Below are 25,385 nucleotides of genomic sequence, written 5' to 3'. Positions count from 1 at the left end.
TGGGCGATTAGCTCAGTTGGTTCAGAGCACCTCGTTTACACCGAGGGGGTCGGGGGTTCGAATCCCTCATCGCCCACCATTTTTTTTTAACTCACATATTGGAACACCAAATTATTTAAATGATATTTTGGGCGATTAGCTCAGTTGGTTCAGAGCACCTCGTTTACACCGAGGGGGTCGGGGGTTCGAATCCCTCATCGCCCACTAGAAAAACTCCATTAGATACTAATGGAGTTTTTTTTTGCTCTATATTGATCTGTTTTAGAGGGGGTATTAAATTTGTTAAATAAGTTGTTTTTATTTGATTTGTAGTGGATTATGTCAATTGAATAAGGTGTATTTAAGGACAATGAAAGGATGCCTTTATGAATAAGGTATGTGTTGTATCGTTGTGTTTGATGTTTTTTCTGTTCAGTGTTTATACTTATGGATAATCACTAGGTACTAGAGTGTATTTTAATAATTCAGCCTCTATAATCTATTAAAGATGAGATGTCAGCCTCAACTATATTTAGAGAAGTCCGATCCTCATTTCTTTGTAGAACGGTCTGTCAAGTATGTTTCTGACAAACGCAGTAGATATGAAGAACCTATGGATGTGCAGATACTTATGCGATACAAATATTATTACATAAATACGAATGTTGCATTTAATAGCGGAGTAACTTTAGATTTTTCGGGAGCGTCGATGAAGTGTGATAACAGCTATCATTACAGGCAGGACTTTGCGTTTGTGGAGAATATGCTGATTGGCGTAATGTCTGAGTTATTGTCTAAATAGATTGTATCATGCCGTAGATATTTTGCTTAATGAGCACTCAGTTTATTCTATTTGTTTTTCCTTTTTACTTCGTTTTCCTCCTGTTTTTTTACTTAAGAGACAAACGCTTAATTATTATGTCGTAATTGACCTCGTTTTATAGTTTAAACTTTCATCTGAATGGAGCGAAAGTTTTTTAGATTTCTTCCTCATTTTTTTTGTTTGCCCGTCTAATTTTTATGATAATTGCTTGACGATATTGTTCATTCTAGATGAATTTGCCCTTTTACGTTTGCTATGATCGGGATATGGTCGGGATATGATGGGGAGGTGGTCGGGATATTTTAGAACAAAAAGTCCTGATCACCCCCTTAGCATTATCCGAACATTTGGATATCATGCAAAAAAGGATTCTACACCCTATTTGTAGTTGATAAGAAATTTTTTAATTTTCTGATTGTCAATCTGTAAAAGTTTTTATTATGGCTAAATTTACAGAGAGTAAGGGAATACTAGGGATGGTAGGTCCTGTGTATGTAAGGACATTTAGGGGGAAAAAGATTATGCAATCAAGACCGCAACGCACATCAAGTGATAAAGAGAAGAATATAAGTGCTAATTTTATGCGAAAAGTATCACTAGTGATGTCTGTTTTGAAGCGAAAGCTTGTCCAGCAAATGGATAGACGTTTGGATAGTTATTTACAACCTCGTCTGACGGGGAAGGTGTTGCAGATACTATACAAGGAAAAGCAGGTCCCTTTGGCAGAGCGTTCTGTTTTTTCTTTAGACTGTAGTGGGTTGGTTGGTTTTGAGTGTAATTCAAATACATTGTTTAAAGATACTTTTCATGTACCCGTAGTGGTTAATCGTGAATCAGTTACGTCATTGCGGGTGACTATTCCTGGATTTATACCACGTGAGCAGGTCATCTTTCCCAATGGGTGTATAGAAGCAGTGTTGCGATTAACTACTGTGACTATACATTCACCTCAAGATGAGTTAACAGAACCCCCTAGGGAGTTTAGTATTTGTTTTAGGTTAGGGGATAGCTTCGTAGAAGAAGTTAGCAAGGATTGTAATTCTTTATTAGAACAAGAGAAATTTGAAGTTGTAGTAGCTGATATTCAGTTTTTTTATCCGATTAAAAGTGTGCCACAACGACTATCGCTTTATAATAGTAAAGTGTATAATCCCAGTATGATGGTGTATGCGAAATAAGGAAGTAAGAAAAGAACAGATCTGAAAATAGAATCAATGAAGAATATTCAAATTCCTAGTGCTAGGTTTATTGAAATGCGGAAATATAAATTATCTTTGCGTCTTTAATAAAAATAATCAAAATGACATTAAATCAGATTTTAACTCCACAGATAGAGGCGGGGATTCAACAATTGTATGGTGTAACTATAGATAAAGTTGAATATCAAGCGACAAGAAAAGAGTTTGAGGGTGATATTACTGTAGTTATTTTTCCTTTTTTAAGACAGATAAAAGGAAATCCAGTAGAAATTGGGACGAAAATAGGAGAGTATTTAGTAGAAAATACAGCTGTAATAGAGCGGTTTAATGTTGTTAAAGGATTTTTGAATTTAGTAGTTTCAGATGCATATTATATTGAATTTTTCAATGCAATACGTTTAGAAGAACACTTTGGTTATAAGACTCCAGAAGAGGGCGATAAAGCTGTATTGGTCGAGTATTCTTCTCCAAATACAAATAAACCACTTCACTTGGGGCACGTACGTAATAATTTGTTAGGGTATGCGGTCTCTGAGATTTTGAAGGCTTCTGGTAAGAAAGTATATAAAACGCAGATCATTAATGACCGAGGGATTCATATCTGTAAGTCAATGTTGGCTTGGCAAAAATACGGCAATGGAGAAACTCCAGAAACAACAGGTTTAAAAGGAGATAAATTAGTCGGTAACTACTATGTGAAATTTGACGTAGAGTACAAGAGTCAAATCAAGGAATTGATGGCTCAAGGAATGACGGAAGAGGAAGCTAAGAAGGAGGCACCAATTATCAAAGAAGCAAAACAAATGCTAGTGGATTGGGAAAATAATGATCCAGAAGTAATCAAGCTATGGGAAATGATGAACCAATGGGTATATACTGGGTTTGATGTTTCGTATAAGAATTTGGGAGTAGATTTTGATAAAGTATATTACGAAAGCAATACTTATCTATTAGGGAAAGATGAGGTATTAAAAGGATTAGAACAGGGGGTATTCTTTAAGAAAGAAGATAATTCAGTATGGATTGATCTATCAGAAGAGGGACTTGATGAAAAATTAGTGTTGAGAGGAGATGGAACTTCTGTGTATATGACTCAAGATATTGGTACAGCTATACAACGCGTTAATGATTTTGGCGATGTAGGAGGAATGGTCTATACGGTAGGAAATGAACAGGATTACCACTTTAAAGTATTATTCTTGATTTTAAAGAAACTTGGTTTCGAGTGGGCAGAGAGTTTATTCCATTTGTCTTACGGTATGGTAGAATTGCCATCAGGTAAGATGAAGAGTAGAGAGGGAACTGTAGTAGATGCAGATGATTTGATGCAGGAGATGACAGATACAGCAAAGACTATTTCTGAAGAGTTAGGGAAGTTAGAAGGATATTCAGAGGAAGAAAGAGCTGAGTTGTTTAAAACAATTGGTTTAGGTGCCTTAAAGTACTTTATACTAAAAGTAGATCCACGCAAAGGAATTATGTTTAATCCAAAGGAATCAGTAGATTTCGCTGGAAATACGGGACCATTTATTCAATACACTTATGCGCGTATTCAGTCTATACTGCGCAAAGCAGACTTTGATTATTCTACTAAGGTAGAAGGAATCACTTTGGAACCTAAAGAAAAGGAATTGTTGAAATTGCTAGCAGAGTTCCCTGTAGTAATACAAGATGCTGGACGTACGCATAGTCCTGCATTGGTAGCAAATTATGTTTATGAACTGGTAAGAGAGTATAATTCTTTCTACCAAACAGTGTCTATCTTAGGAGAAGAAAATACTGTGTTGAAGATTTTTAGAGTACAACTATCTGAGAAAGTAGGTATGGTGGTAAGAGACGCATTTGCTTTACTAGGGATAGCTGTTCCTGAACGTATGTAATTAATCTTTTTTGTGAAAAAGAACAAATCATATATAATTCAGTCATTTGTCATTCTAGTAATGGCAAGTGGCTTTTTTTTATTCTTTAAGAGTAATTTACCCTCAAAGATTTTTAGTGAGTCTCCTATAAAAACGGGGAATGTAGTTATTGATAGTTTGCTTTTAGAAGCTTTTGCAGATGCTCAAGAGAAGGTAGATTCTCTACCCGTAGTTGTTAAGGATAAAGAGCAGAAACAGTTAGCTGATAGTTTGTCATCGGACGGACAAGTAGTAGTAGTTTCGGAAGAAACATTATTAAGTCAAGAAGATGAGTCAACTTATAAAGGAATGTTGTATTTAGAACCTTTCTTTGCGAAGTTATATACGTTGGAGAAAGAAAAAGGAAAACAAGTACGTATAGCGTATTATGGAGATTCGATGACTGATGGAGACTTGATTGTACAAGATTTACGCAAGAATTTTCAAGACAATTTTGGCGGTTCAGGAGTTGGTTTTATCCCAATTAACGTGGAGTCAGCTAAGTCTAGAGGTTCAGTAAAACACCGCTATTCTTCGAATTGGCGAGTACAATCATTCTTAAATGTTAAACGACCTATTAGACCTTTTGGTGTGTCAGGGCAGGTCTTTTTTGTCAAAGACACGGTTAGAGAAACTTGGGTAAGTTTACAAGCAGGAGGAATTCGCCATATGACTACTTTAAACTCACCGACACTTTATTATGGTAGTTCGAATAATAAAAAGGGTAAAGTACAAGTTATAATAGGAAAGGATACCATTGTTAAGAATCTTTCGGCAAATAGTGAGTTAAATAAACTTCAATTATATGGAGGTAGCCTTTATTCTTTGAAAGTACAATTTAAGTCCGCTGATTCTATTCCTATTTACGGTATTGACGTAAGTAGTAGAACAGGTGTTCAGGTAGATAATTTTTCAAGTAGAGGAAATTCAGGACTCCCATTGTCTTTGTTTAGAGTAAGTTTGATGAATAAATTCCAGAACAACTTAGGTTATAATTTGATTATTCTTCACTATGGTACGAATGTGTTAAATTATGGGTCGCTAGATTATCGTTGGTACACGAAACAGATGGGAAGAGTAGTAAATCATCTGAAGACGTGTTTTCCAAATGCGACAATCTTAGTAATTTCTACAGCAGATAAGTCAACAAAGTACGAAATGGAAATGAAGACGGACAAAGCAGTATCCCCATTAGTGAAAGCTCAGCGCAAATATGCTATTGAGACACAATCTGGTTTTTTCAATTTGTACGATGCAATGGGAGGAAGTGGATCAATGATTAAGTGGGTTCAGGAGACACCTATTCGTGCTAATAAAGATTATACTCACTTTAATTTCAGAGGTGCGCAAGAGGTAGCTAATTTAATCTATAAACATTTAGATGAAGGATATAAAGCATATAAGCTTAAACATGGACTACCTGCTGTAGGGGAAGTTGCGGAAGAGTTAGAAAAAACAATAGGTCAATCAGAACAACAAAAAGATAGTACAAAGGTAGTAGACACAGTTGAAAAATGATAAAAAGTAAAATTGCTTTTATAATAGGAAGCATTTTTTTAGGGGGGTGGGCATTCGCTCAAGATAATAAGACAATACGATATCAAGTAAATTCGGAAACTTCATTAGATACTTTATCTAATCAAGAAGTTATTGAAGAGGGAAACCATATACACTATGCTGATCGATTGGACAATTTCTTTGAACAATTGTATTTATTGGATAGCTTAAAGCAAGGTAAGGTAAATATTGTCCACGTAGGAGATTCTCATATCCAAGCAGATTTTCTTACGGGGAAAATTAGGAAGCTTATGCAATCTCGTTTTGGCAATGGAGGATTAGGTTTTGTATTTCCCTATCGCTTAGCCAAAACAAATGGAAATTCAGCAGTAAGATACACTTCTAATGTCGATTGGGATAGTAGGAGAAATATTTACCCTGTCAATGGCGCTAATGTAGGGTTAAGTGGTATATCACTATCGACGGAAAATAAGAATCTCGTAATTGAAATGAAAATTCGAGATAATGAATACAGTTTTTCGCGTATGAAGGTTTTTACACCGACCGAAGAGCAGTTGTTTAATTTAGGTCGCACTGATAAACAGTTGTCATTAGATTCGGGTGTGTCAAAGAAAGTACATCATACGATCCGAAGTGGAGAATCGCTATCTAGTATTGCTAGAAAGTATGGAACAACAATTACGGAGCTTAAAAAGACAAACCGCTTAAGAAATAATACAATACATGCAGGTAAACGATTAAGTGTGCCAACTAAAGCGAAAGAGCCAGTATTTGTTAATCCGAGTGTGTTTGAAGAGGTTGAAGCTGTAAAAGCAGAAGGCTACTATGATTTTTCATTCAATAAGGAACAAAATAAGATATATTTTTATCCAAAAGAAGATGTTGATTTATATGACCTTAATGGTATTGTATTAGAAAATAGTGAGGCAGGATTGATTTATCACGCTATAGGAGTGAATGGAGCTAAGTTTTCTGACTATACAAAATATCCTTTGTTCTTTGAGCAATTGAAGGGATTGGAGCCTGATTTGTTGGTTTTGTCAATGGGGACGAATGAAGCTTTTGATCGCATGAGTGTAGAAGAGTTCCAAGAGAAGGTAAATGCTTTTTTATTAGAGTTAAAAAGGAAGTTACCGAATGTAAATGTTTTGATTACAACGCCGCCACCGAGTTATTTTTCAAAAGGGGAGCCTAATACGTTAGCAACAGAATTTAGTAATGAAATGCTAATCAATGGTATGAATAGTGACTATGCAGTATGGGATTTATACTATAATCTTGGCGGTAATTTAGGATTAGAACAATTGAGAGAAGAAAGTTTACTAGGAAGGGATCTAGTACACTATACAGTCAAAGGGTATGAGTACTCTGCAGACTTGTTCTTTGATGCGATAATTGCTGCGTATCAAAGATATTTAGAGAAAAAGAAATAGTAGTAGTTAATGAGTTTGTTTAATATTGAATTGCCAACTTTATCAATGGATGACGTTATTCATTGGTTTACATTTAATCCAAAAGAACCTTTATTATTTAATTCAGGATTATTTTTAGGGTTCTTTATTATATTTTATCTGTTTTATATTTTTATGCGAAAGACATTCCATGTACGATTGTTATACGTGGTTTTGTTCTCTTTGTTTTTTTATTATAAATCGAGTGGATTATATTTTCTAATTTTAGTAGGTTCCTCAGTTTTGGACTATTATTTAGCCAATGTGATTAACAATAGTACTAATCAAGCAAAGCGCAAGTTATTACTGACATTAAGTATAATTGTTAATTTGGGAATGTTAGGGTACTTTAAGTACACAAATTTCTTTTTAGACGGGATTAATTTTTTTACACATAGTGGTTTTCATATCGATGATATAATATTGCCTGTTGGGATTTCGTTTTTTACGTTTCAGTCAATAAGTTATATCATTGAGATTTATCGTAAAGAAATAGAACCGACGAAGAGTTTTTTAGATTACTTATTCTTTATTTCATTTTTCCCTCAGTTAGTAGCAGGACCTATCGTCCGTGCAAAAGACTTTATACCTCAGATTTATCAGAATGTATTAGTAACACGTGATAATGTAAATGAGGGAATGTTATTAATGGTAGGAGGATTATTAAAAAAAGCGGTTATATCTGATTATATATCTATCAATTTTGTAGATCGTGTTTTTGACTCACCAAATAGTTATACTGCCTTTGAAAACTTAATGGCATCATATGGTTATGCGATACAGATCTACTGTGACTTTTCGGGTTATTCAGATATGGCAATTGGTATTGCTTTGTTAATGGGGTATCGTTTGCCAATGAACTTTAATGTGCCTTATCAATCACAATCAATAACTGAGTTTTGGCGTCGTTGGCATATATCGTTATCTACGTGGTTAAAAGATTTCTTGTATATCACAGTAGGAGGGAATAGAAAAGGAAGTTTTGGAGGATTCTTTTTTCCTTCGCTTTTTTTCGTAGGAGTATTAGGTTGGGGGATTTATTATTATCAAACGAGTATTATTCCATTAATAATAGCTATAGCTTCAATTGTAGTCTTTGGTTTGACCATAGTGTTTTCGAAAGAAAAGAAGAAAAGTTTATTCACGAATTTTAACCTATTGACGACTATGTTGCTAGGCGGCTTATGGCATGGTGCGAGTATGCGATTTATTGTATGGGGAGCATTGCATGGTATAGCATTAGCAGTACATAAAATCTTTATGGAGTTGATACCACGTGCGAAGGATAAACAACCAAGTTTCTTATGGAAAGTTGCCTCTATTGTTATCACGTTTCACTTTGTTACCTTCTGTTGGATATTTTTCAGAGCCAGATCTTTTGATGTAGCATTAAGTGTGATTGATAATATATCAAAAATAGAATGGGATTGGCACGCTTGGATGGTTATTATTGAAGGGTATAAGAATGTTTTTCTATTGATAGCAATAGCCTTTGTATGGCATTTTATCCCCAAGAAATGGATGGAAGTTCCACATGCTTTGTTTAATAACTCAAATGTGTTTGTAAAGTCTGTTTTTATGGGATTTATTTTTTGGATAGTTTATGCAACTGCATCTGCAGGACCACAACCATTTATATATTTTCAATTTTAAATAAAAGATAAAAAAAGGGAGGCAATTTATATATAGAATGCCTTCCTTTTTTTGTTTTGATGTATTACAAATAAATTATCGAATATCAGATTGGTGCTTTGGTGAAAGCATTGGTTCTGCAAATGAGATTACCTTTTCATCTTCTAAAGCACTCAGAATAGCATAGACATTTTTATAATCTGTTTGACTAGGTACATTAATAACGAAATAGTAGTCATCAACTACTTCTATTTCAGTATTAGCATACAGAATTTCATTGTATAAATCGTCTCTGTCGTACTTATCCTTTTGTACAATTACTTGTACTGTACTATTACCAGAATACGTTTCGATGTACTGAACAACTGGTCTGTCGTTATTTTTTTGTTTTGTTGCGTGTACGATATCCTCACAAGAAAGCTCTGGGCCATAGTAAGGAATATTGTCTATACGATAAAGGCCTTTGTTAGTGTCTATAACAACCCCCCACAGTATTTCTTCTGTATCTTTTTCTAATACTTCACTATAATACTTGATTACAACTTGTTCTAATTGCTCACTCATTTTGGATTTATTAACTGACTTGAATTATTTATGGACAGCAAAGTTTAGATATTTGCTTGGGTACAAAGATAGGTGGTAAAAGGCACAATCAATAAAAACTTATGCTTTAAAATATAAAAAAACAATTCTTGTTTGATATAGTGTGCAGGAGTTATCTATTGAGTTTTATTTCTTCTGTGTATTCAAAAACACTATAAACTAAGGGATCAATATCATAGTGGTTGGCATAGTTTTTCCCTAAAGCGATCAAACGGCAATAGATATTATCCTGTGGAGCTTGACTGATTTTATGAGCGTAGTCTACCATTGTATCAATATAGTTGGCTTGGATATTTAAGGTTCTTAATTTGTGTTTGGTCGCTTGATTCATATCATAGGCACTTAGTTCTCCATTTTTGTTGATCCCTAAACTATAACCATAATAAATCATACCTAAGACTACCAGCATAGTTTCACTTCTATCATCCCATTGCGGATTATTGACTACACGGTGAAATAAGAAGTCTGTTTTTTGGTTAAATCTATTCTTCATAATTTAAACGTTACAGTGCCTGTGAAAACAATGGTTTACTGCTATTAGTGATCAATTGATAACTCTTTGTGTTTGTGTTATTTGATTTATTGTTAAAGATACTTCTAAAAATTAGAATAGAGTAAGTATGTTAAAGTTTAATTTAACAAGTATTGTATATATTTTAGTTATTTATAATGTTTAGGATAGCTAGGTCAATAGTCTAATTTAGTTTAGATTTGATCCTAAAGAGACTATTGTTGTAGTTTACTTTTTAAACAAAAACAACTTTCTTTTAAAAGAATTTGAATAAGATTGTGGTGTTATTTGGTTTGTTTTTAGGTATTTAGGTTATTTATTACTAATTTTAAGGTAAACTAAAAAGGAAGTATTATGGAAAAAGCATTAAAAATTATAGTAGCTTTTTTACTGATATGTACAATGTTTTCTTTATCATTTGACTTACATCAGTTCGTTAGCTTAATAGCAGTAGTTTTACTGGCGATCCTCTCTTATAACTCCTATGTAAATAAGAGACCAATAGAAGTTATTACTTATCTAGTTTTTTTAGTTATATTTCAACCTTTATATGTCTTTACATTACCTGCTATTGTATGGAATGTCATTGTAGTTTTTGTTGCTTTTTACCTTATAGGTAGTTGTTTTTATGGAAGTAAAAAGAGAGAAAATTCACAGTTAAAAGAAGAGAACTATTAACATTAGAAGAATAGAGTATACTTTGTCTATTTTTGTCTTTTATATCAAATTTAAATTATAAGCTCTTTTGTTGGATTAAAGTCAATAATCGTGAGATGTAGAGTGTATTTGTTAATATGAACTTATATATTTTGCTTTGATAAAAATAATGTATAATATTTTGTGTTTTTTATCATAATATATGTAAAAAATCTATATATTGTGTCTATCTATTCGTAGAAAGAATTAAATCCTATTGTAGCTTTAGGATAGTAAGCAGAGTGGGGACATGTTTTCTATCAAGAACTAAATACAAAAAGGTAAAGGTCACTTGTACAAGTGACCTTTTTTTATGGAGTTATCTATAAGTATTTAAAGTTTTAAATTTTTTAGACGAAGTGAATTTGTTATTACTGATACCGAACTAAAACTCATGGCTAAAGCAGCAATCATCGGCGATAGTACAATACCAAAAATAGGATAGAGTAGACCTGCTGCTATAGGAATTCCAACTGAGTTATATATAAACGCAAAAAATAAGTTTTGTTTGATATTCGTCATTACGCCATGGCTAAGCTGAACAGCTTTAGGAATACCAATTAGATCACCTTTAAGTAGGGTAATTTCTGTACTTTCTATGGCTACGTCTGTTCCTGTTCCCATAGAGATCCCAACGTTAGCTTGTGCTAATGCAGGAGCATCATTGATACCATCTCCAGCCATAGCTACAATTTTACCGCTTTCCTGTAGTTTTTTTATTTCTTGTAGTTTGTCTTCAGGCATTGCTTCAGCTAAGAAGTGGGTAATGTGTAGTTCGTCAGCTACTGCTTTAGCAGTATTTGGGTTGTCTCCTGTAATCATGACTACTTCAATCCCCATTTGTTGTAATTGTTGAACCGCTTTTTTACTAGACTCTTTTATTTTGTCAAATAAGACGGTATATCCAATAATTTCATTTCCTTCAGCAATGTAAGATATTGTTTTTCCTAACTTTTGTTCTTTTTCAACAGCTTTTTTAATTTCTATAGAGACTGAAGCTTGTACTGTGTCCATTAGAGCAATATTACCAAGTGATAGGCGCTTTTTATTTACAATTCCTTGTATTCCTTTACCTGTGATATTATTGAAAAATTTAACCGCACTTAATTCTAGTTGTTGTTGTTTTGCTTTCTTAATAAATGAAAGCGCTAGAGCGTGCTCGCTATTTTGGTTTAATGATGCGGTTAGGAAAAGTAACTCTTCCTCAGTATAAGAAGGAGATAGTGATACAATCTTTTCTATAGAAGGTTTTCCTTCAGTTAATGTTCCAGTTTTATCAGTGACCAATACATCAATCTTATTAGCTGTTTCTAATGCCTCAGCATTTTTGATAAGTATTCCATTTTGTGCGCCTTTCCCCACACCTACCATTATAGACATAGGAGTGGCGAGTCCTAGTGCACAAGGACAGGCAATGATTAATACAGCAAGTGCATTGACAAATGCATAAGCAAGCCTAGGTTCAGGACCCCATATTTTCCATAAGAAGAATGTAGTTATAGCAATTAACACTACTATCGGTACAAAGTATTTAGCTACTTTATCTGCTAGCTTTTGAATAGGTGCTCTAGAGCGGCTAGCACTATTGACCATTTCTATGATTTGTGCTAGTAGAGTTTCATCGCCAACTTTTTCAGCAATCATTACAAAAGTACTATTGCCGTTTATTGTTCCAGCTACTACTTGATCACCTTTAGATTTATCTACGGGAATTGGCTCTCCTGAAATCATCGATTCATCGATATTACTATGCCCTTCGATAATTTGTCCATCTACAGGTATTTTCTCACCAGGTTTTACACGTAGTTTATTTCCTTTTACAATTTGTTCTAAAGCAATAGTTTCTTCTCCAGTATCAGTTATTAAGGTTGCTTCTGAAGGAGCTAACTTTAGTAGTTCTTTGATCGCTGAGTTTGTTCGACTATGCGCTTTAGCTTCCATTACTTGTCCTACAAGTACAAGCGTTAAGATAACTGCAACTGATTCAAAATATAGGTGTATTCCGTGTTCTCCTTTAAAATCATCAGGGAAGAGGTTAGGAAAGAATAAGGCAATAATACTGAAAAGTAAACCAGCCATTGCTCCAAGACCTATTAGACTAAACATGTTTAGGTTCCAAGTCTTAAAAGAAGTCCATGCTCTAGTAAAAAACATCCAACAAGCATAGACCACAGGAATTGTCAAGATTAGTTGTAGGTAATTATTGATGTGGTGTGGAATAACTTGACCTATAGGGTCTCCGGGTATCATTGTTCCCATAGCAAGAATGAAAACAGGTATAGTAAAGGCAACTGATATTCTTAGCTTCTTTAGCATATCAGTATAGGTAGTATCTTCAGGTTCTTCGATGAGGATTGTTTTAGCGATTAGATTCATACCGCATTTAGGACAATTACCAGGCTCATCGTATGTCTTGTCCCCCTCACATAACATGGGGCAATAGTAAACCGTTTTTTCTATTTTAGGCGCAGGTATTTGTTCAAGATTCATACCACATACAGGACACCCTACATTAGTGTCGTATACTTTATCTCCCTCACATAGCATTGGGCAAAAGTATTTACCAGCTTTATCAGCCATGCCTTCCGGTATTTCTTGTTGATATAGATCTTCTTCACTGACTTCTACTGGTGGAAGTATTTCTTGACTACCATCGGCTTTTGTTACAACTTCTTGAAGTATGTAATTTCCTTTCTGAAGTAATGCTTTCTGAAGTGTTAAAGTGTCTATTTCGTGATGAGACTCTATATTGGCTTGCTCTTGCTCTAGTGATACTTCTGCCTTAATTCCGTGTAGTTCATTAAGTGTATTTTCTACTTTGGTTCTACAACCATTACAGCTCATACCACTTACTTTATATTGCTTTTTCATATCTATTAAAAGTCTTGATTTTATTAAACAAAAGTCCATTAAATTTAAGAAATAGTGTTATACAATTAGAAAAAAGGATTGTATGTTTTTTAATTTGATCAGTAATGAATGAATTGACTATCTAGTTATACGACATTTGAAAAAAATAGTTTACATTCGAAAAACGTATAAACCGAAGACAAAAACGAATGAAATTAAAACCGATTATTACACAAGAAGCATTTAAACAATTAATAGCTAGTCAACCTACAAATTTAGTTCTTATAGATGCTAGTAATCACGCAACTGCAAGGAGTAATTATGAAAAGGAACACTTAGCTGGTGCTATATTTGTTGATGCAAACGAGCATTTAGCTACAGTAGGTAGTGATGCTTCTGAAGGGGGAAGACATCCCTTGCCAAGTATTGATAAGTTTGGAAGGATTCTCCAAGATTTAGGTATCTCTAAGACAAGTCATGTTGTTATTTATGATGATAAAAATGGTGGAAACTCAGCAGCACGGTTTTGGTGGATGTTAAGTGCAGCAGGACATGAAAAAGTTCAAGTACTAGATGGAGGATACCAAGCTACAGTAAAAGCAGGAGTACCGACTTCAAGTGAGGTGGAGCCCATTCCAGAGGTTGGTTTATATACTATAGATAGATGGATTTTGCCACAAGTAACTATAGATGAAGTTAAAGCACATTCAGAGGATACTGATTATTTGGTTATTGATGTACGTGAACCTAATCGCTATAAGGGTATTACAGAGCCTATTGATTTAGTAGCAGGACATATCCCTGGTGCTATTAATATACCTTTTATGTCAAATTTAGATGAACATGGATATTTTTTACCCCCAGATATGTTACGTGCTAAGTATCAGGAGATCATTGAAAACTTTGATAAGGATAAGATTATTGTGCATTGCGGATCAGGTGTTACAGCCTGTCATACTTTATTGTCTTTAGCGTCTGCTGGCTTTGACATTCCAAAACTTTATGTGGGGTCTTGGAGTGAGTGGTCTAGAAGTGGCTATGCTATTGCTACAGAGAAATAGATATAAAAAATGCCCAATAAAGTGTCTAACTTTTTTGGGCATTTCTATCTATTAATCTATTAAGCTCTTTTTTTATTTAGATACTTCATCCCAAATGACATCAGGAGGTGTAGGTGCGATTATAGTCAGCGTTTCTTTTGTAACAGGATGTGTAAAAGTTAGTTTTCTGGCATGTAGATGTATTCCTCCATCAGGATTGCTTCTGTCAGCACCATATTTTAAATCTCCTTTGATAGGGCAACCAACTGCTGCTAGTTGACAGCGAATTTGATGATGACGGCCTGTATGTAAGTCTATTTCTAATGCGGAGTATGTTTTTAATTGATGAAATAACTTATAGGATAGCTTTGCTTTTTTACTATTAGGTACTTCTTTTTTGTGCGCTTTAGATGTATTGTTTTTAGAATTTCTTACCAAAAAATGCTCTAGTGTATCTTCCACTTTTGGAGGAGCATTTTTAATTACTGCCCAATAAGTCTTTTGAGTTTCTCTGTTTTTAAAAGATTCGTTTAAGCGTGTTAATGCTTTAGAAGTTTTAGCAAAAAGGACAATACCTGATGTTGGTCGGTCTAGACGATGAACCACGCCTAAGTAAGCTTCACCAGGTTTATTGTATCTGTTTTTTAAGTAGATTTTGACAATCTCACTTAAAGGCATATCACCTGTTTGATCTCCTTGGACGATATCTCCTACACGTTTATTGATAACGATTATATGGTTGTCTTCGTGTAGTATTTGTAAGTTTTCAGGTGTTGAGACTATTTTCATCTGTATTAATTTGAAACAAAAATATCCTTTTTATTTCAAAAAGGATATTTTACTAATCATATATTGTCTTTTGTACTTAGTACTGTTCGTTTTCATTAGGGAAGTCTAGAGACTTAACATCATCGACATACTGTGAAACGGCTTCCTTCATTTGGTCAAAAATATTTAAGTATCGTCTTAGAAACTTAGGATTAAATTCATGTGTTAATCCAATCATATCATGGATGACTAATACTTGTCCGTCAACTCCATTTCCTGCTCCAATACCAATTACTGGAATCGAAATACTTTCTGCAACTCTCTTCGCTAAGGCAGCTGGTATTTTTTCAAGTACAATGGCAAAACATCCAATCTCTTCTAGCATTTTTGCGTCTTTCATTAACTGCTCAGCTTCTTGGTCTTCTTTTGCACGTACTGTATAGGTCCCAAATTTGTAGATAGATTGTGGAGTAAGTCCTAGGTGTCCCATTACAGGTACTCCTGCATCTAAAATTCTTTTGATTCCTTCTTTAATTTCTTCTCCACCTTCCATTTTTACAGCATGAGCTCCGCTTTCTTTCATGATGCGGATTGCTGAACGAAGTGCTTCTTTAGGATCAGATTGATAAGAGCCAAAAGGTAAGTCAACGACGATTAATGCTCTATCAGCTCCACGTACCACAGACTGAGCGTGATAAATCATTTGATCAAGTGTTATAGGTAAGGTTGTTTCGTGTCCAGCCATTACATTACTAGCTGAGTCTCCAACTAGCATAACATCAACTCCTCCTGCTTCTAATACTTTAGCCATAGAGTAATCATAGCACGTTAGCATAGATATTTTTTCTCCATTAGCTTTCATATCAATAAGAGACTTGGTAGTCACTTTTTTGTAATCTTTTTTTGCTACTGACATTTTTGTTGTTTTTTTGTTTCAAGGGTAAAGGTAAATAAATATGTACAAAATCAAACGTAATTTGATTTTATGCATATTGATTTTCAATTATATCATTTTCCTTTATGTATATCTGTCTAGTATCATAACCATGATTTGGTGAGAAAACGAGGAGGTATTCGAAAAACATAACGACTATTATGCAAACTTTAGAAAAAGTAGTTCTACGCTGTTTTCTTTGAAAAATATTAACTTGATACCCTTCTAACATCAAATAGACATTCATAAGCGACTTATAAAACAAGCTATTTAGTACTTTAATTAGTATAATTTTTGAAGTCGATCAGGTTACTGAAACTGATAGTTTATTTATATACATTTTTTTCCCACGCTTTCTTGACCTATACTTGCAGAATACGTGCACTTTTCTTGCCAAGGATCCACTTCTGGGTTAGCAAACTGCACGTATTCTGCACTTATAGCAGTAACTTGGTAACAAATACTGTTGTTTTGAGATCTCCAAGAGCTAAAACAAGGTACTTAAAAAAAAATGTTTCTATATTCAGTATCAAGTTAATAATTTAGTGGAAAAAGTAGCAGTTTTTTGAAAAATTTAAAAGGTAGCATACCTTCTTTTTTAAAAGTAATGCTATGTTGTTTAGTTAGATAAATATCAACTTTTTTAGCGCTATTAGATCTAATAGACAAACACCTTTTCCTTTAATCAAATTAGTATTTGATGAATGAAAGTAATGATTAAGGGATTAACAATCTGCTAAATTAACTGCTATTGCAAGTCCACCTTCGGAGGTTTCTTTGTATTTATTATTCATGTCCTTTGCCGTTTCCCACATGGTATTTACTACTTTATCTAGAGGAACTTTTGCATTTTTAGGATCAGTATCTAAAGCTAGTTCAGCAGCATTAATAGCTTTGATGGCACCCATAGTATTTCTTTCAATACATGGTACTTGTACCAATCCACCGATAGGGTCACAAGTTAATCCTAGGTGATGTTCCATTGCGATTTCTGCAGCTATCATTACTTGTTCGGGTGTTCCTCCCATTAATTCACATAAAGCTCCAGCAGCCATTGCACTAGATACTCCAATTTCTGCCTGACAACCTCCCATTGCAGCAGAGATTGTTGCTCCTTTTTTGAAGATACTCCCAATTTCTCCAGCAACTAATAAGAATTGTTTTATCTCTTTGTCACTAGCTTTGTGGTTTTCAATAACAAGATAATACATTAATACAGCCGGTATAACACCAGAACTACCATTTGTTGGAGCAGTTACAACTCTACCTAATGAAGCGTTAACTTCATTAACAGCTAATGCAAAACAACTTACCCATTTCAGTATTTGTCTGAAGTAAACTTTTGTTTTTCGGATAGTGTCTAACCATTCAGAAGGTGTGTTATAAGGTATTTCACCTTTCAGCTTAACATGCATGTCATAGGCTCTTCTGCGTACGTTTAGTCCACCAGGAAGTATTCCTTCAGTATGACAACCAATGTACATACATTCGAGCATCGTATTCCACACTCTAAGCAATTCGTTGTGTATTTCTTCTTCTGTACGAATTGATTTCTCGTTTTCGTAAACGATTTCAGATATTGTCTTATTTTCTTGTTGACAATAGGCAAGAAGTTCTGTAGCCTTGTCAATTGGGAAAGGGAAACTAGCTTTAATCTCTTCGTTCTCGGTGTTTTCTATTGTATGTTCTTTTACGACAAATCCTCCACCGATAGAATAGAAGGTCGAAGTATAGGATTCACCACCTTCATATTCAACTGTGAAAGACATACCATTTGCGTGAAACGGAAGAAAGTCTTTGTTAAATACAATATCTGTTTCAGGAATAAAATTGATATACATCTCTCCACCTAAGTGTAGTGTTTGAGATTCATTGATACGTGCAATAATATTACTAATATCTTCTACAGGTACATATTCTGGATCAGCACCACTTAGACCTAACATAACTGCTAAATCAGTAGCGTGACCAACACCAGTAAGAGAAAGTGAACCATAAAGATCAATTCGAATATGGTAAACTTTATTAAAAATAAGGCGTTCACGCAGTTCTTTTAAGAAAAGTTCGGCTGCTCTCCATGGACCTAGCGTATGAGAACTAGAAGGTCCAACACCTATTTTGAGCATATCAAATACAGAAATACATTCCATAAAGTCAATTTGTTTAAGTATTACGAAGATAGCTAAATTCTTATCAGTTGCAATTTTTTTGTAATGTTGTGAGGTTTAAAATTAAGTTGAAATTAGAATAAATGATTTTCAAAGATAGATAATAGGGTATTGGTTCGTTTAATTCTGTCAGAAAATCTGACGAATGCGACAGGATAAACTGATTTACTTTTCTTAAAAATGACAATATGTCACAAAAAAGAAATGACTATTGTATGAAAACAGACAAATTGGTCATAATCTTGGGTTGGCACAAAGATTGACTAATTAGTAATCGAGTGTGAAACTCAAATTAAATGAATTGTAAAAAATAAACTATAAAAATATTATGAGTAAAATAATTGGTATTGACTTAGGAACTACGAACTCATGTGTTTCTGTAATGGAAGGAAATGAACCAGTAGTAATTTCAAATGCAGAAGGAAAAAGAACAACACCTTCAGTTGTAGCATTTGTTGAAGGAGGAGAGATTAAAGTTGGAGATCCTGCAAAACGTCAGGCTGTAACTAACCCAACTAAGACTATTGCTTCTATCAAAAGATTTATGGGAGAGAAATTCAGCACAGCGGCGAAAGAAGTTGAAGCTGTACCATATAAAGTAGTAAAAGGAGACAACGATACGCCACGTGTTGATATTGACGGTCGTTTATATACACCACAAGAAATTTCAGCTATGACTCTTCAAAAAATGAAGAAAACAGCAGAAGATTTCTTAGGACAAGAAGTTTCAGAAGCTGTAATTACAGTACCTGCATACTTTAATGATGCGCAACGTCAAGCGACTAAAGAAGCTGGAGAGATTGCAGGATTAAAAGTTAGACGTATTATTAACGAGCCTACAGCGGCTGCGTTAGCATACGGATTAGATAAAAAAGGAACTGACCAAAAAGTAGTAGTATATGACTTAGGTGGTGGTACATTTGATATCTCTATCCTTGAACTAGGAGATGGTGTATTCGAAGTATTATCTACTAATGGAGATACTCACTTAGGAGGAGATGACTTTGATAACGTAATCATCAACTGGTTAGCAGACGAATTTAACGCTGCTGAAGGAGTAGATTTACGTAAAGATGCTATGGCATTACAACGTTTGAAAGAAGCTGCTGAAAAAGCTAAAGTTGAGTTATCATCTGCTACACAAACAGAGATTAACTTACCTTATGTTACAGCTACTGCTTCAGGACCAAAACACTTGGTACAAACATTAACAAGAGCTAAATTTGAACAATTATCGGATGATTTAGTACGTCGTTCTATGTTGCCATGTGAGAAAGCTTTAAAAGATGCTGGTTTATCTAAATCAGATATCGATGAGGTAATCTTAGTAGGTGGATCTACACGTATCCCAAGAATCCAAGAAGAAGTAGAGAAGTTCTTCGGTAAAAAACCACACAAAGGAGTTAACCCTGATGAGGTTGTAGCTATCGGTGCTGCTATCCAAGGTGGTGTATTAACAGGAGATGTAAAAGACGTATTATTATTAGACGTTACTCCACTTTCATTAGGTATCGAGACTATGGGAGGTGTATTCACTAAGTTGATTGAGTCTAACACGACTATCCCAACTAAGAAATCTCAAGTATTCTCTACTGCAGCAGATAACCAACCATCGGTTGAAATCCACGTATTACAAGGTGAGAGACCTATGGCTAACGATAACAAAACAATCGGTCGTTTCCATTTAGATGGTTTACCACCAGCACAAAGAGGTGTACCTCAAATCGAAGTAACTTTCGATATCGATGCTAACGGTATTATCAAAGTATCTGCTACAGATAAAGGAACTGGTAAATCTCACGATATTCGTATCGAAGCTTCATCTGGATTGACTGAAGAAGAAATCCAAAGAATGAAAAAAGAAGCAGAGGCTAATGCTGATGCGGATAAAAAAGCAAAAGAAAACGTAGAGAAAATCAATGAGGCTGATGCTATGATTTTCCAAACGGAAAAACAATTAAAAGAGTTCGGAGATAAATTATCTGAAGGAAATAAAACAAACATTGAAGGTGCTTTAGCTGAGTTAAAAGCGGCTTTTGAAACTAAAAATGTGGATACTATCCAACCAGCGTTAGATAAAATTAACGAAGCTTGGAAAGCAGCATCTGAAGAAATGTACAAAGCACAAGCTGAAGGTGGTCAAGCAGGTCCTCAACAAGGACAGCCAAACCAAGGTGGTGATGCTGATGGTACACAAGATGTAGAGTACGAAGAAGTGAAGTAAAACCACTTATATAGTTATAAAGAGAGAAACCGAGTCTGTATGGACTCGGTTTTTTTGTTGTTAATGTTTGAATTATAATACTTTGTGTTATTGAGTAATCATTATCTTTGTGATTTAAAATGAACAGGTTATGAGTATAGAGGCAAAGAAAGAGAGATTGGTAGAATACCTAAACAGTGTACAAGATGAGCAACTATTGGACACAATTAGTGCTTATGTAACTACTTTGGTAGAGCGAGAAGCTCTGTTTACTCCAATGACCGAAGAAGAGTTAGAAGAGCGCTTAGCTATTTCTCGTAAAGACTATGAAGAGGGGAGATATTATACACAAGAGCAAGTAAAAGAAATGATTACTAAGTGGTAATACTATGAAGATAATATGGTCTGAATATGCTTTAAGTAGATTGAAAATAATATATGACTATTATGTCAATTATGTTAGTATAGAGAACGCTGAATAGATTGTTAATGTAATTGTTTTAAGAGTAGATGATTTGTTGCATTTCCCTTATTTAGGTCAAACAGAGTATTCTACCTTAAATAGAAAAATCGCGATGCGATATATCCTAATCTATCAGTATAAAGTTCTTTATGAAATAGTAGAAGAAGATATAATTATCTTAGATATCTTTTATACTAAACAATCACCTACTGAGATGTATCTGAATGAAGAACCTATACAGTATCAAAGTACTAAAAATATATAACCGAGCCGTTAATAAGCTCGGTTTTTACTATAATGCCTTTTCATAACAGTTAAATACTCCTTTTCTAAACTGTACAGTACCTACTAAACGATAGTTCTTTTTTAGATATACTGCATTGGCAGTGTTGTTTCGTGAGTAAGCGTCAAAGCGTATAGAGGCGTAGTTATTTGTCTTAGCGTATTCTTCTGCATATTGTATCATCTGACTTGATATACCTTTTCCTTGAGCAGTAGGTTTTACAAATAAACGATGAATAACGATAAATGAAGTAGGAGTAGTCCAGTTGAGTGCATTGTATTCTATGTCGTATTCTTCATTTAAAACCATATAAGCAATTATCTTATTGTTTTGAGTATAGATGTAAGCTTGTTCTTTTTTAATGTCTGTATGAATAATATTCTCGTTGGGATATTCCTCATCCCACTGATCAATACCTTGATAAAACATGTGCTGTTTCACTTCCTCTAAAACTTCTAATATATGAGGTAGGTCAGTTATTTCTGTTGGTCTTATCATAATTTGTTTAGATGGTCTAAATAGTTCTTGTTTGAAAGGTGATTTTTATATTTAGCTATTTTATGATCGAAATAGTTTATAGTACATATTTAATCAAAGAATTAAAACGAAACATTAGGACCGTTTTTAATTTCTCTCATTACAAATGAACTGTGTGTACTTCCAATACTATCGACCATAGCTAATTTATTAAAGACAAAGTCTTGGTAGTGCTTCATATCATTGGCAAAGACTTTTAGTAAAAAATCATAGTCTCCGGAAATATTATAACATTCAACAACTTCATCTATTAGCATAATATCTTCGACAAACTTGTTGTTGATAAAGCGTTCGTGTTGTTTAAGCTTGATGTTACAGAATACAATAAATCCTTTATTTAGTTTCTCAGCATCAATTAATGCTACATATTTCTTGATAAAGCCTTCTTTTTCTAGTCGTTTTATACGTTCAAAAACAGGTGTAGGTGATAGGTTTACCATCTGGGCAATCTCTTTTGTTGTAAGATTTGAATTGTCACTGAGTATTCTGAATAGTTTTAAATCGGTTTCGTCTAAGTTGTGCATTAGAATAATATTTTGTTTGAAGGTATAAAAATTAGTGTTTTAGGATAAAAAATCTAATCAAGTATTAAATGTAAGATAAAAAATCTTATTAATGATGTGTGTATTTATGTTTTGTTCTGTGTATGTATCTTTGTGTAGAAAATAAATGAATTGTTCTTTAAGAACTTCATCAAACAAAAATAGGTTTTACTTAGCTGTAGATTAAAAGGGAATCGTGTGTAAATCACGAACTGTCGCGCAACTGTAAGTAATGATAATACTTTAGTCAAATTATGCTCACTGATTGATTAATTGGGAAGGGCGGTTAAAGTAGTTACAAGTCAGGATACCTGCCATTTTTGAGTGGACAATGCTTTCGCGTTATAGAGCTAAAGTCGTATTTGATGCAATTAGAAATCAAAGTTCCTATATCTAAATAGGACATAATATTGCTATATACCTACTTTATCTTATTTATACAATCGAAATGCATTTGAGAAGTAAGAGAACTTTTTAAGCTATATAATCTTTAAAAAGTTTAAAAAATGCAAACACAAGTATTAGGTTATCCGCGTATTGGTAGCCAAAGAGAGCTGAAGAAAGCAAATGAATTGTATTGGGCTGGTAAAATCTCAAAAGATGAATTACAGCAAGTAGCTCAAAATATTCGTCGCCAAAACTGGGAGTTACAACAATCCTCAGGAATTAATTTGATCCCTTCAAATGATTTTTCTTTTTATGATCAAGTTTTAGACTGGAGTTTAACGATAGGAGCTATTCCTAAGCGTTATCAACCATTACAAGCAATAGAAGAATTGTCACAGTTGGATTTATACTTTGCGATGGCTAGGGGGTATCAGAAAGGTGACTTAGACATTACGGCTATGGAAATGACGAAGTGGTTTGATACCAATTATCACTATATTGTACCTGAATTTTATAAAGGCCAATCCTTTAGCTTGACTTCATTAAAGATTGTGGAGGAGTATAAAGAGGCTAAGAAGCAAGGGATTGAAACTAAACCTGTAATTCTAGGATTGGTTTCTTATTTACTGCTTGGTAAGGCTAAGGAGGAAGACTTTAATGTATTGAGTTTAGTTGATAGCCTATTACCGGTTTATGTTGATGTAATTAAGCGATTAGTAGATGAGGGAGTTGAATATATTCAAATTGATGAGCCATTTTTAGTATTAGATTTGACAGTAGAACAAAAAGCGGTGATTACTTCTTTTTACCATGAAATTCAAGCTAGATTTCCTAAGTTGAAAGTTATTTTAGCTACTTACTTTGGTGATCTAGGAGAGTGTACTACATGGGCTTTATCGCTGCCCGTCGAAGTCCTTCATTTAGATCTGATAAGAGGTGAAGAACAATTAGACAAGATTCTCAATGAAGTACCACTATCATTGAAACTATCTTTAGGGGTAGTTGATGGGCGTAATATTTGGAAGAATGATTATCAGAAGTCATTGATCTTGGTTGATAAAGCAGTTCAGAAGTTGGGAAGTGACCGAGTAATAGTAGCTACATCGTGTTCTCTTTTACATTCTCCGTTTGATTTAGCTAGTGAAATAAAACTTTCTAGTGAAATAAAACAATGGTTAGCTTTTGCAAAACAAAAGGTTAACGAGGTTAGTGAATTGGCTAAATTAGTTCATATAGCGGACAGGGAAAGTGTTGATTATTATAGAGATAATAAGTTAGTACATACAAATAAACGAGAGTCCAAACTTATTCACAATACTTCTGTTAAGCAACGTGTGAAGGGGATTACAGAAAGTGATAGTAATCGAAAGGATACTTTTAGTATTCGTCAACCGTTACAGCACAAAGCGTTAGAGTTACCTCTATTTCCTACGACTACTATTGGCTCTTTCCCTCAAACGACAGAAGTTAGACAGTGGCGAGCAAAGTTTAAAAAAGGGGAGTTATCCGCTCAGGAGTATGAGCAATTGTTAAAAGAGGAGACGGCAAGAGCTATTCATTGGCAAGAAGAAATAGGACTTGATGTACTAGTACATGGTGAGTTTGAAAGAAATGATATGGTGGAGTACTTTGGCGAGCAGTTAGAAGGATTTGCATTTACTCAAAATGGTTGGGTACAAAGTTACGGTAGTCGATGTGTCAAACCTCCTGTTATTTATGGAGATGTGTATAGAAGTAAACCTTTGACTGTTTTCTGGTCTGCATATGCACAGTCTATAACAAGTAAACTTGTAAAAGGAATGCTTACAGGACCTGTAACTATTCTTCAATGGTCATTTGTACGCAATGATATTCCTCGTTCAGAGACTTGTACACAAATAGCCTTAGCGATTAGAGATGAAGTGCTTGATCTAGAAAAGGCAAATATTCAAGTCATACAGATTGATGAACCTGCTATTCGCGAGGGATTACCATTGAGGAAAGCAGAGTGGGCGTCATATTTAGATTGGGCAGTACGTGCTTTTAGGCTATCAGCGGCTGGAGTTAAAAATGAAACACAGATCCATACGCATATGTGTTATTCTGAATTTAATGATATTATTGAGCATATAGCGGCAATGGACGCTGATGTAATAACTATTGAATGTTCTCGTTCTCAAATGGATTTATTAGACGCATTTGCAGAGTTTAATTATCCTAATGAAATTGGACCAGGTGTTTATGATATTCACTCACCTAGAGTGCCAAAAGAAGAAGAGATGTTACACTTGATTAAAAAAGCGGAAAACTTTATCCCAAGTAAGCAGTTATGGATTAATCCAGATTGTGGTCTTAAAACACGTCATTGGGACGAAACGGAGAAGGCTTTGATCGCTATGGTACATGTCGCTAAGCGATTGCGAAAAGAAAGTTTAGTAGAGGCAGTTTAATTGCTCTAAAAGATTTCAAAGTAATAGAAAAGAAGTATTTATTGTTGTGATACTGATTTGTGATTAGACCTATCCTTCAGGGTAGGTCTTTTTGTGTTTTCTTCTTTTTCGAAATGAAAGTGGTTAATCCCTTGTAAAAGATAGGTAGAGAGCGTGAAGTAAATTACTATTAGCTAAAAGAGGCACTACTTTTTACTATATAACTCTAGTAATACCTCTTTTAGTGTTTTAATAATGACTTTTATGTTTTTTATGCATTTTTTTTGTTTGTCCAGGAGCATAGTGTTTAGCTGATTTGGCTCCAGTTACTTTTTTAACTTGTCCTGGCGGAAGACCGTTATTTCCATTTGTTTTTAAATGTGGTGCACAAGAGGTCACTAGCATAACCCCCAAAGCGATTAGTCCAAGCTGTCTTAATGTTTTCATAGTTGTTTTTTTGGATTCTCTTTTCAAGACAAATATAATTAAACT

At 34.2% G+C, this 25,385-nt stretch carries 21 protein-coding genes, 2 tRNA genes and 1 riboswitch; of the genes, 14 read left to right on the top strand and 9 right to left on the bottom strand.

The window, feature by feature from the left end; translation table 11 throughout:
• Nucleotide 1 precedes the first annotated feature (1 nt).
• The 8 genes from GJV77_RS08755 (at nucleotide 2) to GJV77_RS08720 (ending at nucleotide 8,521) form a co-directional block, all read left to right on the top strand.
• A tRNA-Val gene (locus tag GJV77_RS08755) sits at nucleotides 2-79 on the top strand.
• Nucleotides 80-129: 50 nt separating this feature from the next.
• Nucleotides 130-204 (top strand) — tRNA-Val (locus GJV77_RS08750).
• 283 nt (nucleotides 205-487) lie between these two features.
• Complete coding sequence (locus GJV77_RS08745) at nucleotides 488-781, top strand: hypothetical protein (protein ID WP_155035991.1); 294 nt, start codon at nucleotides 488-490, stop codon at nucleotides 779-781.
• A gap of 461 nt (nucleotides 782-1,242) precedes the next feature.
• Nucleotides 1,243-1,980 carry a hypothetical protein gene (locus tag GJV77_RS08740; RefSeq protein ID WP_155035990.1) on the top strand — a complete coding sequence of 246 codons (738 nt, stop codon included), beginning with the start codon at nucleotides 1,243-1,245 and terminating at the stop codon, nucleotides 1,978-1,980.
• Between the two features lie 122 nt (nucleotides 1,981-2,102).
• Nucleotides 2,103-3,881, top strand: coding sequence for an arginine--tRNA ligase (gene argS / locus GJV77_RS08735; RefSeq protein WP_155035989.1), 1,779 nt, complete (start codon nucleotides 2,103-2,105; stop codon nucleotides 3,879-3,881).
• A 60-nt stretch (nucleotides 3,882-3,941) separates the two neighbouring features.
• A complete protein-coding gene (locus GJV77_RS08730) occupies nucleotides 3,942-5,417 on the top strand; it encodes an SGNH/GDSL hydrolase family protein (RefSeq protein WP_155036013.1) in 1,476 nt (491 codons plus the stop codon).
• The gene (locus GJV77_RS08725; protein ID WP_155035988.1) at nucleotides 5,414-6,850 is read left to right on the top strand and encodes a LysM peptidoglycan-binding domain-containing protein; all 1,437 of its coding nucleotides are present in this window, start codon (nucleotides 5,414-5,416) and stop codon (nucleotides 6,848-6,850) included. The genes GJV77_RS08730 and GJV77_RS08725 overlap by 4 nt, the downstream gene beginning before the upstream one ends.
• A 9-nt stretch (nucleotides 6,851-6,859) precedes the next feature.
• On the top strand, nucleotides 6,860-8,521 hold the full coding sequence (locus tag GJV77_RS08720) for an MBOAT family O-acyltransferase (protein WP_155035987.1): 1,662 nt from the start codon (nucleotides 6,860-6,862) through the stop codon (nucleotides 8,519-8,521).
• Between the two features lie 75 nt (nucleotides 8,522-8,596).
• On the opposite strand, the gene GJV77_RS08715 is transcribed toward GJV77_RS08720, so the two are convergent.
• A complete protein-coding gene (locus GJV77_RS08715; protein ID WP_155035986.1) occupies nucleotides 8,597-9,064 on the bottom strand; it encodes a DUF4265 domain-containing protein in 468 nt (155 codons plus the stop codon).
• Nucleotides 9,065-9,215: 151 nt separating this feature from the next.
• Nucleotides 9,216-9,596 (bottom strand): hypothetical protein, encoded by a 381-nt coding sequence (locus tag GJV77_RS08710; RefSeq protein WP_155035985.1) that lies wholly within the window; start codon nucleotides 9,594-9,596, stop codon nucleotides 9,216-9,218.
• Between the two features lie 372 nt (nucleotides 9,597-9,968).
• Between GJV77_RS08710 and GJV77_RS08705 the strand changes: the two genes are divergently transcribed.
• Nucleotides 9,969-10,292 carry a DUF6804 family protein gene (locus GJV77_RS08705; RefSeq protein WP_155035984.1) on the top strand — a complete coding sequence of 108 codons (324 nt, stop codon included), beginning with the start codon at nucleotides 9,969-9,971 and terminating at the stop codon, nucleotides 10,290-10,292.
• Nucleotides 10,293-10,643: 351 nt separating this feature from the next.
• On the opposite strand, the gene GJV77_RS08700 is transcribed toward GJV77_RS08705, so the two are convergent.
• Nucleotides 10,644-13,181, bottom strand: coding sequence for a heavy metal translocating P-type ATPase (locus GJV77_RS08700; protein ID WP_155035983.1), 2,538 nt, complete (start codon nucleotides 13,179-13,181; stop codon nucleotides 10,644-10,646).
• 188 nt (nucleotides 13,182-13,369) lie between these two features.
• Between GJV77_RS08700 and GJV77_RS08695 the strand changes: the two genes are divergently transcribed.
• Nucleotides 13,370-14,221: a sulfurtransferase gene (locus tag GJV77_RS08695; protein WP_155035982.1), complete on the top strand. Its 852-nt coding sequence runs from the start codon at nucleotides 13,370-13,372 to the stop codon at nucleotides 14,219-14,221.
• Nucleotides 14,222-14,293: 72 nt separating this feature from the next.
• Here GJV77_RS08695 and GJV77_RS08690 read toward each other — a convergent pair whose 3' ends face one another.
• From GJV77_RS08690 to GJV77_RS08680, 3 genes are all read right to left on the bottom strand, one after another.
• Nucleotides 14,294-14,989: an RluA family pseudouridine synthase gene (locus GJV77_RS08690; protein ID WP_155035981.1), complete on the bottom strand. Its 696-nt coding sequence runs from the start codon at nucleotides 14,987-14,989 to the stop codon at nucleotides 14,294-14,296.
• Nucleotides 14,990-15,065: 76 nt separating this feature from the next.
• Nucleotides 15,066-15,884: a 3-methyl-2-oxobutanoate hydroxymethyltransferase gene (panB, locus tag GJV77_RS08685; RefSeq protein WP_155035980.1), complete on the bottom strand. Its 819-nt coding sequence runs from the start codon at nucleotides 15,882-15,884 to the stop codon at nucleotides 15,066-15,068.
• Nucleotides 15,885-16,627: 743 nt separating this feature from the next.
• A complete protein-coding gene (locus GJV77_RS08680; RefSeq protein WP_155035979.1) occupies nucleotides 16,628-18,052 on the bottom strand; it encodes an L-serine ammonia-lyase in 1,425 nt (474 codons plus the stop codon).
• A gap of 346 nt (nucleotides 18,053-18,398) precedes the next feature.
• On the opposite strand from GJV77_RS08680, the gene dnaK reads away from it, so the two are divergent.
• The 3 genes from dnaK (at nucleotide 18,399) to GJV77_RS14905 (ending at nucleotide 21,001) form a co-directional block, all read left to right on the top strand.
• Nucleotides 18,399-20,294, top strand: a complete 1,896-nt coding sequence (gene dnaK, locus GJV77_RS08675) for a molecular chaperone DnaK (RefSeq protein WP_155035978.1) — start codon at nucleotides 18,399-18,401, stop codon at nucleotides 20,292-20,294.
• A 130-nt stretch (nucleotides 20,295-20,424) separates the two neighbouring features.
• The gene (locus tag GJV77_RS08670) at nucleotides 20,425-20,658 is read left to right on the top strand and encodes a hypothetical protein (RefSeq protein WP_155035977.1); all 234 of its coding nucleotides are present in this window, start codon (nucleotides 20,425-20,427) and stop codon (nucleotides 20,656-20,658) included.
• 190 nt (nucleotides 20,659-20,848) lie between these two features.
• Nucleotides 20,849-21,001 (top strand): hypothetical protein, encoded by a 153-nt coding sequence (locus tag GJV77_RS14905; RefSeq protein ID WP_240142845.1) that lies wholly within the window; start codon nucleotides 20,849-20,851, stop codon nucleotides 20,999-21,001.
• 27 nt (nucleotides 21,002-21,028) lie between these two features.
• Here the strand turns inward: GJV77_RS14905 and GJV77_RS08660 are convergent, their stop codons facing one another.
• Nucleotides 21,029-21,517, bottom strand: coding sequence for a GNAT family N-acetyltransferase (locus tag GJV77_RS08660; RefSeq protein WP_155035976.1), 489 nt, complete (start codon nucleotides 21,515-21,517; stop codon nucleotides 21,029-21,031).
• A 101-nt stretch (nucleotides 21,518-21,618) separates the two neighbouring features.
• Nucleotides 21,619-22,080 carry an Lrp/AsnC family transcriptional regulator gene (locus GJV77_RS08655; protein ID WP_155035975.1) on the bottom strand — a complete coding sequence of 154 codons (462 nt, stop codon included), beginning with the start codon at nucleotides 22,078-22,080 and terminating at the stop codon, nucleotides 21,619-21,621.
• 163 nt (nucleotides 22,081-22,243) lie between these two features.
• Nucleotides 22,244-22,431, top strand: a riboswitch (cobalamin riboswitch).
• A gap of 173 nt (nucleotides 22,432-22,604) precedes the next feature.
• Between GJV77_RS08655 and metE the strand changes: the two genes are divergently transcribed.
• Complete coding sequence (metE, locus tag GJV77_RS08650) at nucleotides 22,605-24,914, top strand: 5-methyltetrahydropteroyltriglutamate--homocysteine S-methyltransferase (RefSeq protein WP_155035974.1); 2,310 nt, start codon at nucleotides 22,605-22,607, stop codon at nucleotides 24,912-24,914.
• A gap of 228 nt (nucleotides 24,915-25,142) precedes the next feature.
• Here metE and GJV77_RS08645 read toward each other — a convergent pair whose 3' ends face one another.
• Nucleotides 25,143-25,340, bottom strand: coding sequence for a hypothetical protein (locus GJV77_RS08645; protein ID WP_155035973.1), 198 nt, complete (start codon nucleotides 25,338-25,340; stop codon nucleotides 25,143-25,145).
• Between the last annotated feature and the right edge of the window lie 45 nt (nucleotides 25,341-25,385).

It is taken from the genome of Myroides pelagicus, assembly GCF_009711055.1.
Taxonomy (GTDB): domain Bacteria; phylum Bacteroidota; class Bacteroidia; order Flavobacteriales; family Flavobacteriaceae; genus Flavobacterium; species Flavobacterium pelagicum.
Note: the sequence above shows the minus strand (reverse complement) of the source record. Positions and strands in the feature narration are given on the sequence as shown.

What these genes read in the sequence shown, in the direction of transcription:
- GJV77_RS08705 (WP_155035984.1), top strand. Translation starts at nt 9,969, where the DNA reads ATGGAAAAAGCATTAAAAATTATAGTAGCTTTTTTACTGATATGTACA.
- dnaK (WP_155035978.1), top strand. Translation starts at nt 18,399, where the DNA reads ATGAGTAAAATAATTGGTATTGACTTAGGAACTACGAACTCATGTGTT.
- GJV77_RS08710 (WP_155035985.1), bottom strand. Translation starts at nt 9,596, where the DNA reads ATGAAGAATAGATTTAACCAAAAAACAGACTTCTTATTTCACCGTGTA.
- GJV77_RS08715 (WP_155035986.1), bottom strand. Translation starts at nt 9,064, where the DNA reads ATGAGTGAGCAATTAGAACAAGTTGTAATCAAGTATTATAGTGAAGTA.
- GJV77_RS14905 (WP_240142845.1), top strand. Translation starts at nt 20,849, where the DNA reads ATGCGATATATCCTAATCTATCAGTATAAAGTTCTTTATGAAATAGTA.
- argS (WP_155035989.1), top strand. Translation starts at nt 2,103, where the DNA reads ATGACATTAAATCAGATTTTAACTCCACAGATAGAGGCGGGGATTCAA.
- GJV77_RS08655 (WP_155035975.1), bottom strand. Translation starts at nt 22,080, where the DNA reads ATGCACAACTTAGACGAAACCGATTTAAAACTATTCAGAATACTCAGT.
- GJV77_RS08740 (WP_155035990.1), top strand. Translation starts at nt 1,243, where the DNA reads ATGGCTAAATTTACAGAGAGTAAGGGAATACTAGGGATGGTAGGTCCT.
- GJV77_RS08725 (WP_155035988.1), top strand. Translation starts at nt 5,414, where the DNA reads ATGATAAAAAGTAAAATTGCTTTTATAATAGGAAGCATTTTTTTAGGG.
- GJV77_RS08690 (WP_155035981.1), bottom strand. Translation starts at nt 14,989, where the DNA reads ATGAAAATAGTCTCAACACCTGAAAACTTACAAATACTACACGAAGAC.
- GJV77_RS08720 (WP_155035987.1), top strand. Translation starts at nt 6,860, where the DNA reads ATGAGTTTGTTTAATATTGAATTGCCAACTTTATCAATGGATGACGTT.
- GJV77_RS08680 (WP_155035979.1), bottom strand. Translation starts at nt 18,052, where the DNA reads ATGGAATGTATTTCTGTATTTGATATGCTCAAAATAGGTGTTGGACCT.
- GJV77_RS08670 (WP_155035977.1), top strand. Translation starts at nt 20,425, where the DNA reads ATGAGTATAGAGGCAAAGAAAGAGAGATTGGTAGAATACCTAAACAGT.
- metE (WP_155035974.1), top strand. Translation starts at nt 22,605, where the DNA reads ATGCAAACACAAGTATTAGGTTATCCGCGTATTGGTAGCCAAAGAGAG.
- GJV77_RS08745 (WP_155035991.1), top strand. Translation starts at nt 488, where the DNA reads ATGAGATGTCAGCCTCAACTATATTTAGAGAAGTCCGATCCTCATTTC.
- GJV77_RS08700 (WP_155035983.1), bottom strand. Translation starts at nt 13,181, where the DNA reads ATGAAAAAGCAATATAAAGTAAGTGGTATGAGCTGTAATGGTTGTAGA.
- panB (WP_155035980.1), bottom strand. Translation starts at nt 15,884, where the DNA reads ATGTCAGTAGCAAAAAAAGATTACAAAAAAGTGACTACCAAGTCTCTT.
- GJV77_RS08645 (WP_155035973.1), bottom strand. Translation starts at nt 25,340, where the DNA reads ATGAAAACATTAAGACAGCTTGGACTAATCGCTTTGGGGGTTATGCTA.
- GJV77_RS08730 (WP_155036013.1), top strand. Translation starts at nt 3,942, where the DNA reads ATGGCAAGTGGCTTTTTTTTATTCTTTAAGAGTAATTTACCCTCAAAG.
- GJV77_RS08660 (WP_155035976.1), bottom strand. Translation starts at nt 21,517, where the DNA reads ATGATAAGACCAACAGAAATAACTGACCTACCTCATATATTAGAAGTT.
- GJV77_RS08695 (WP_155035982.1), top strand. Translation starts at nt 13,370, where the DNA reads ATGAAATTAAAACCGATTATTACACAAGAAGCATTTAAACAATTAATA.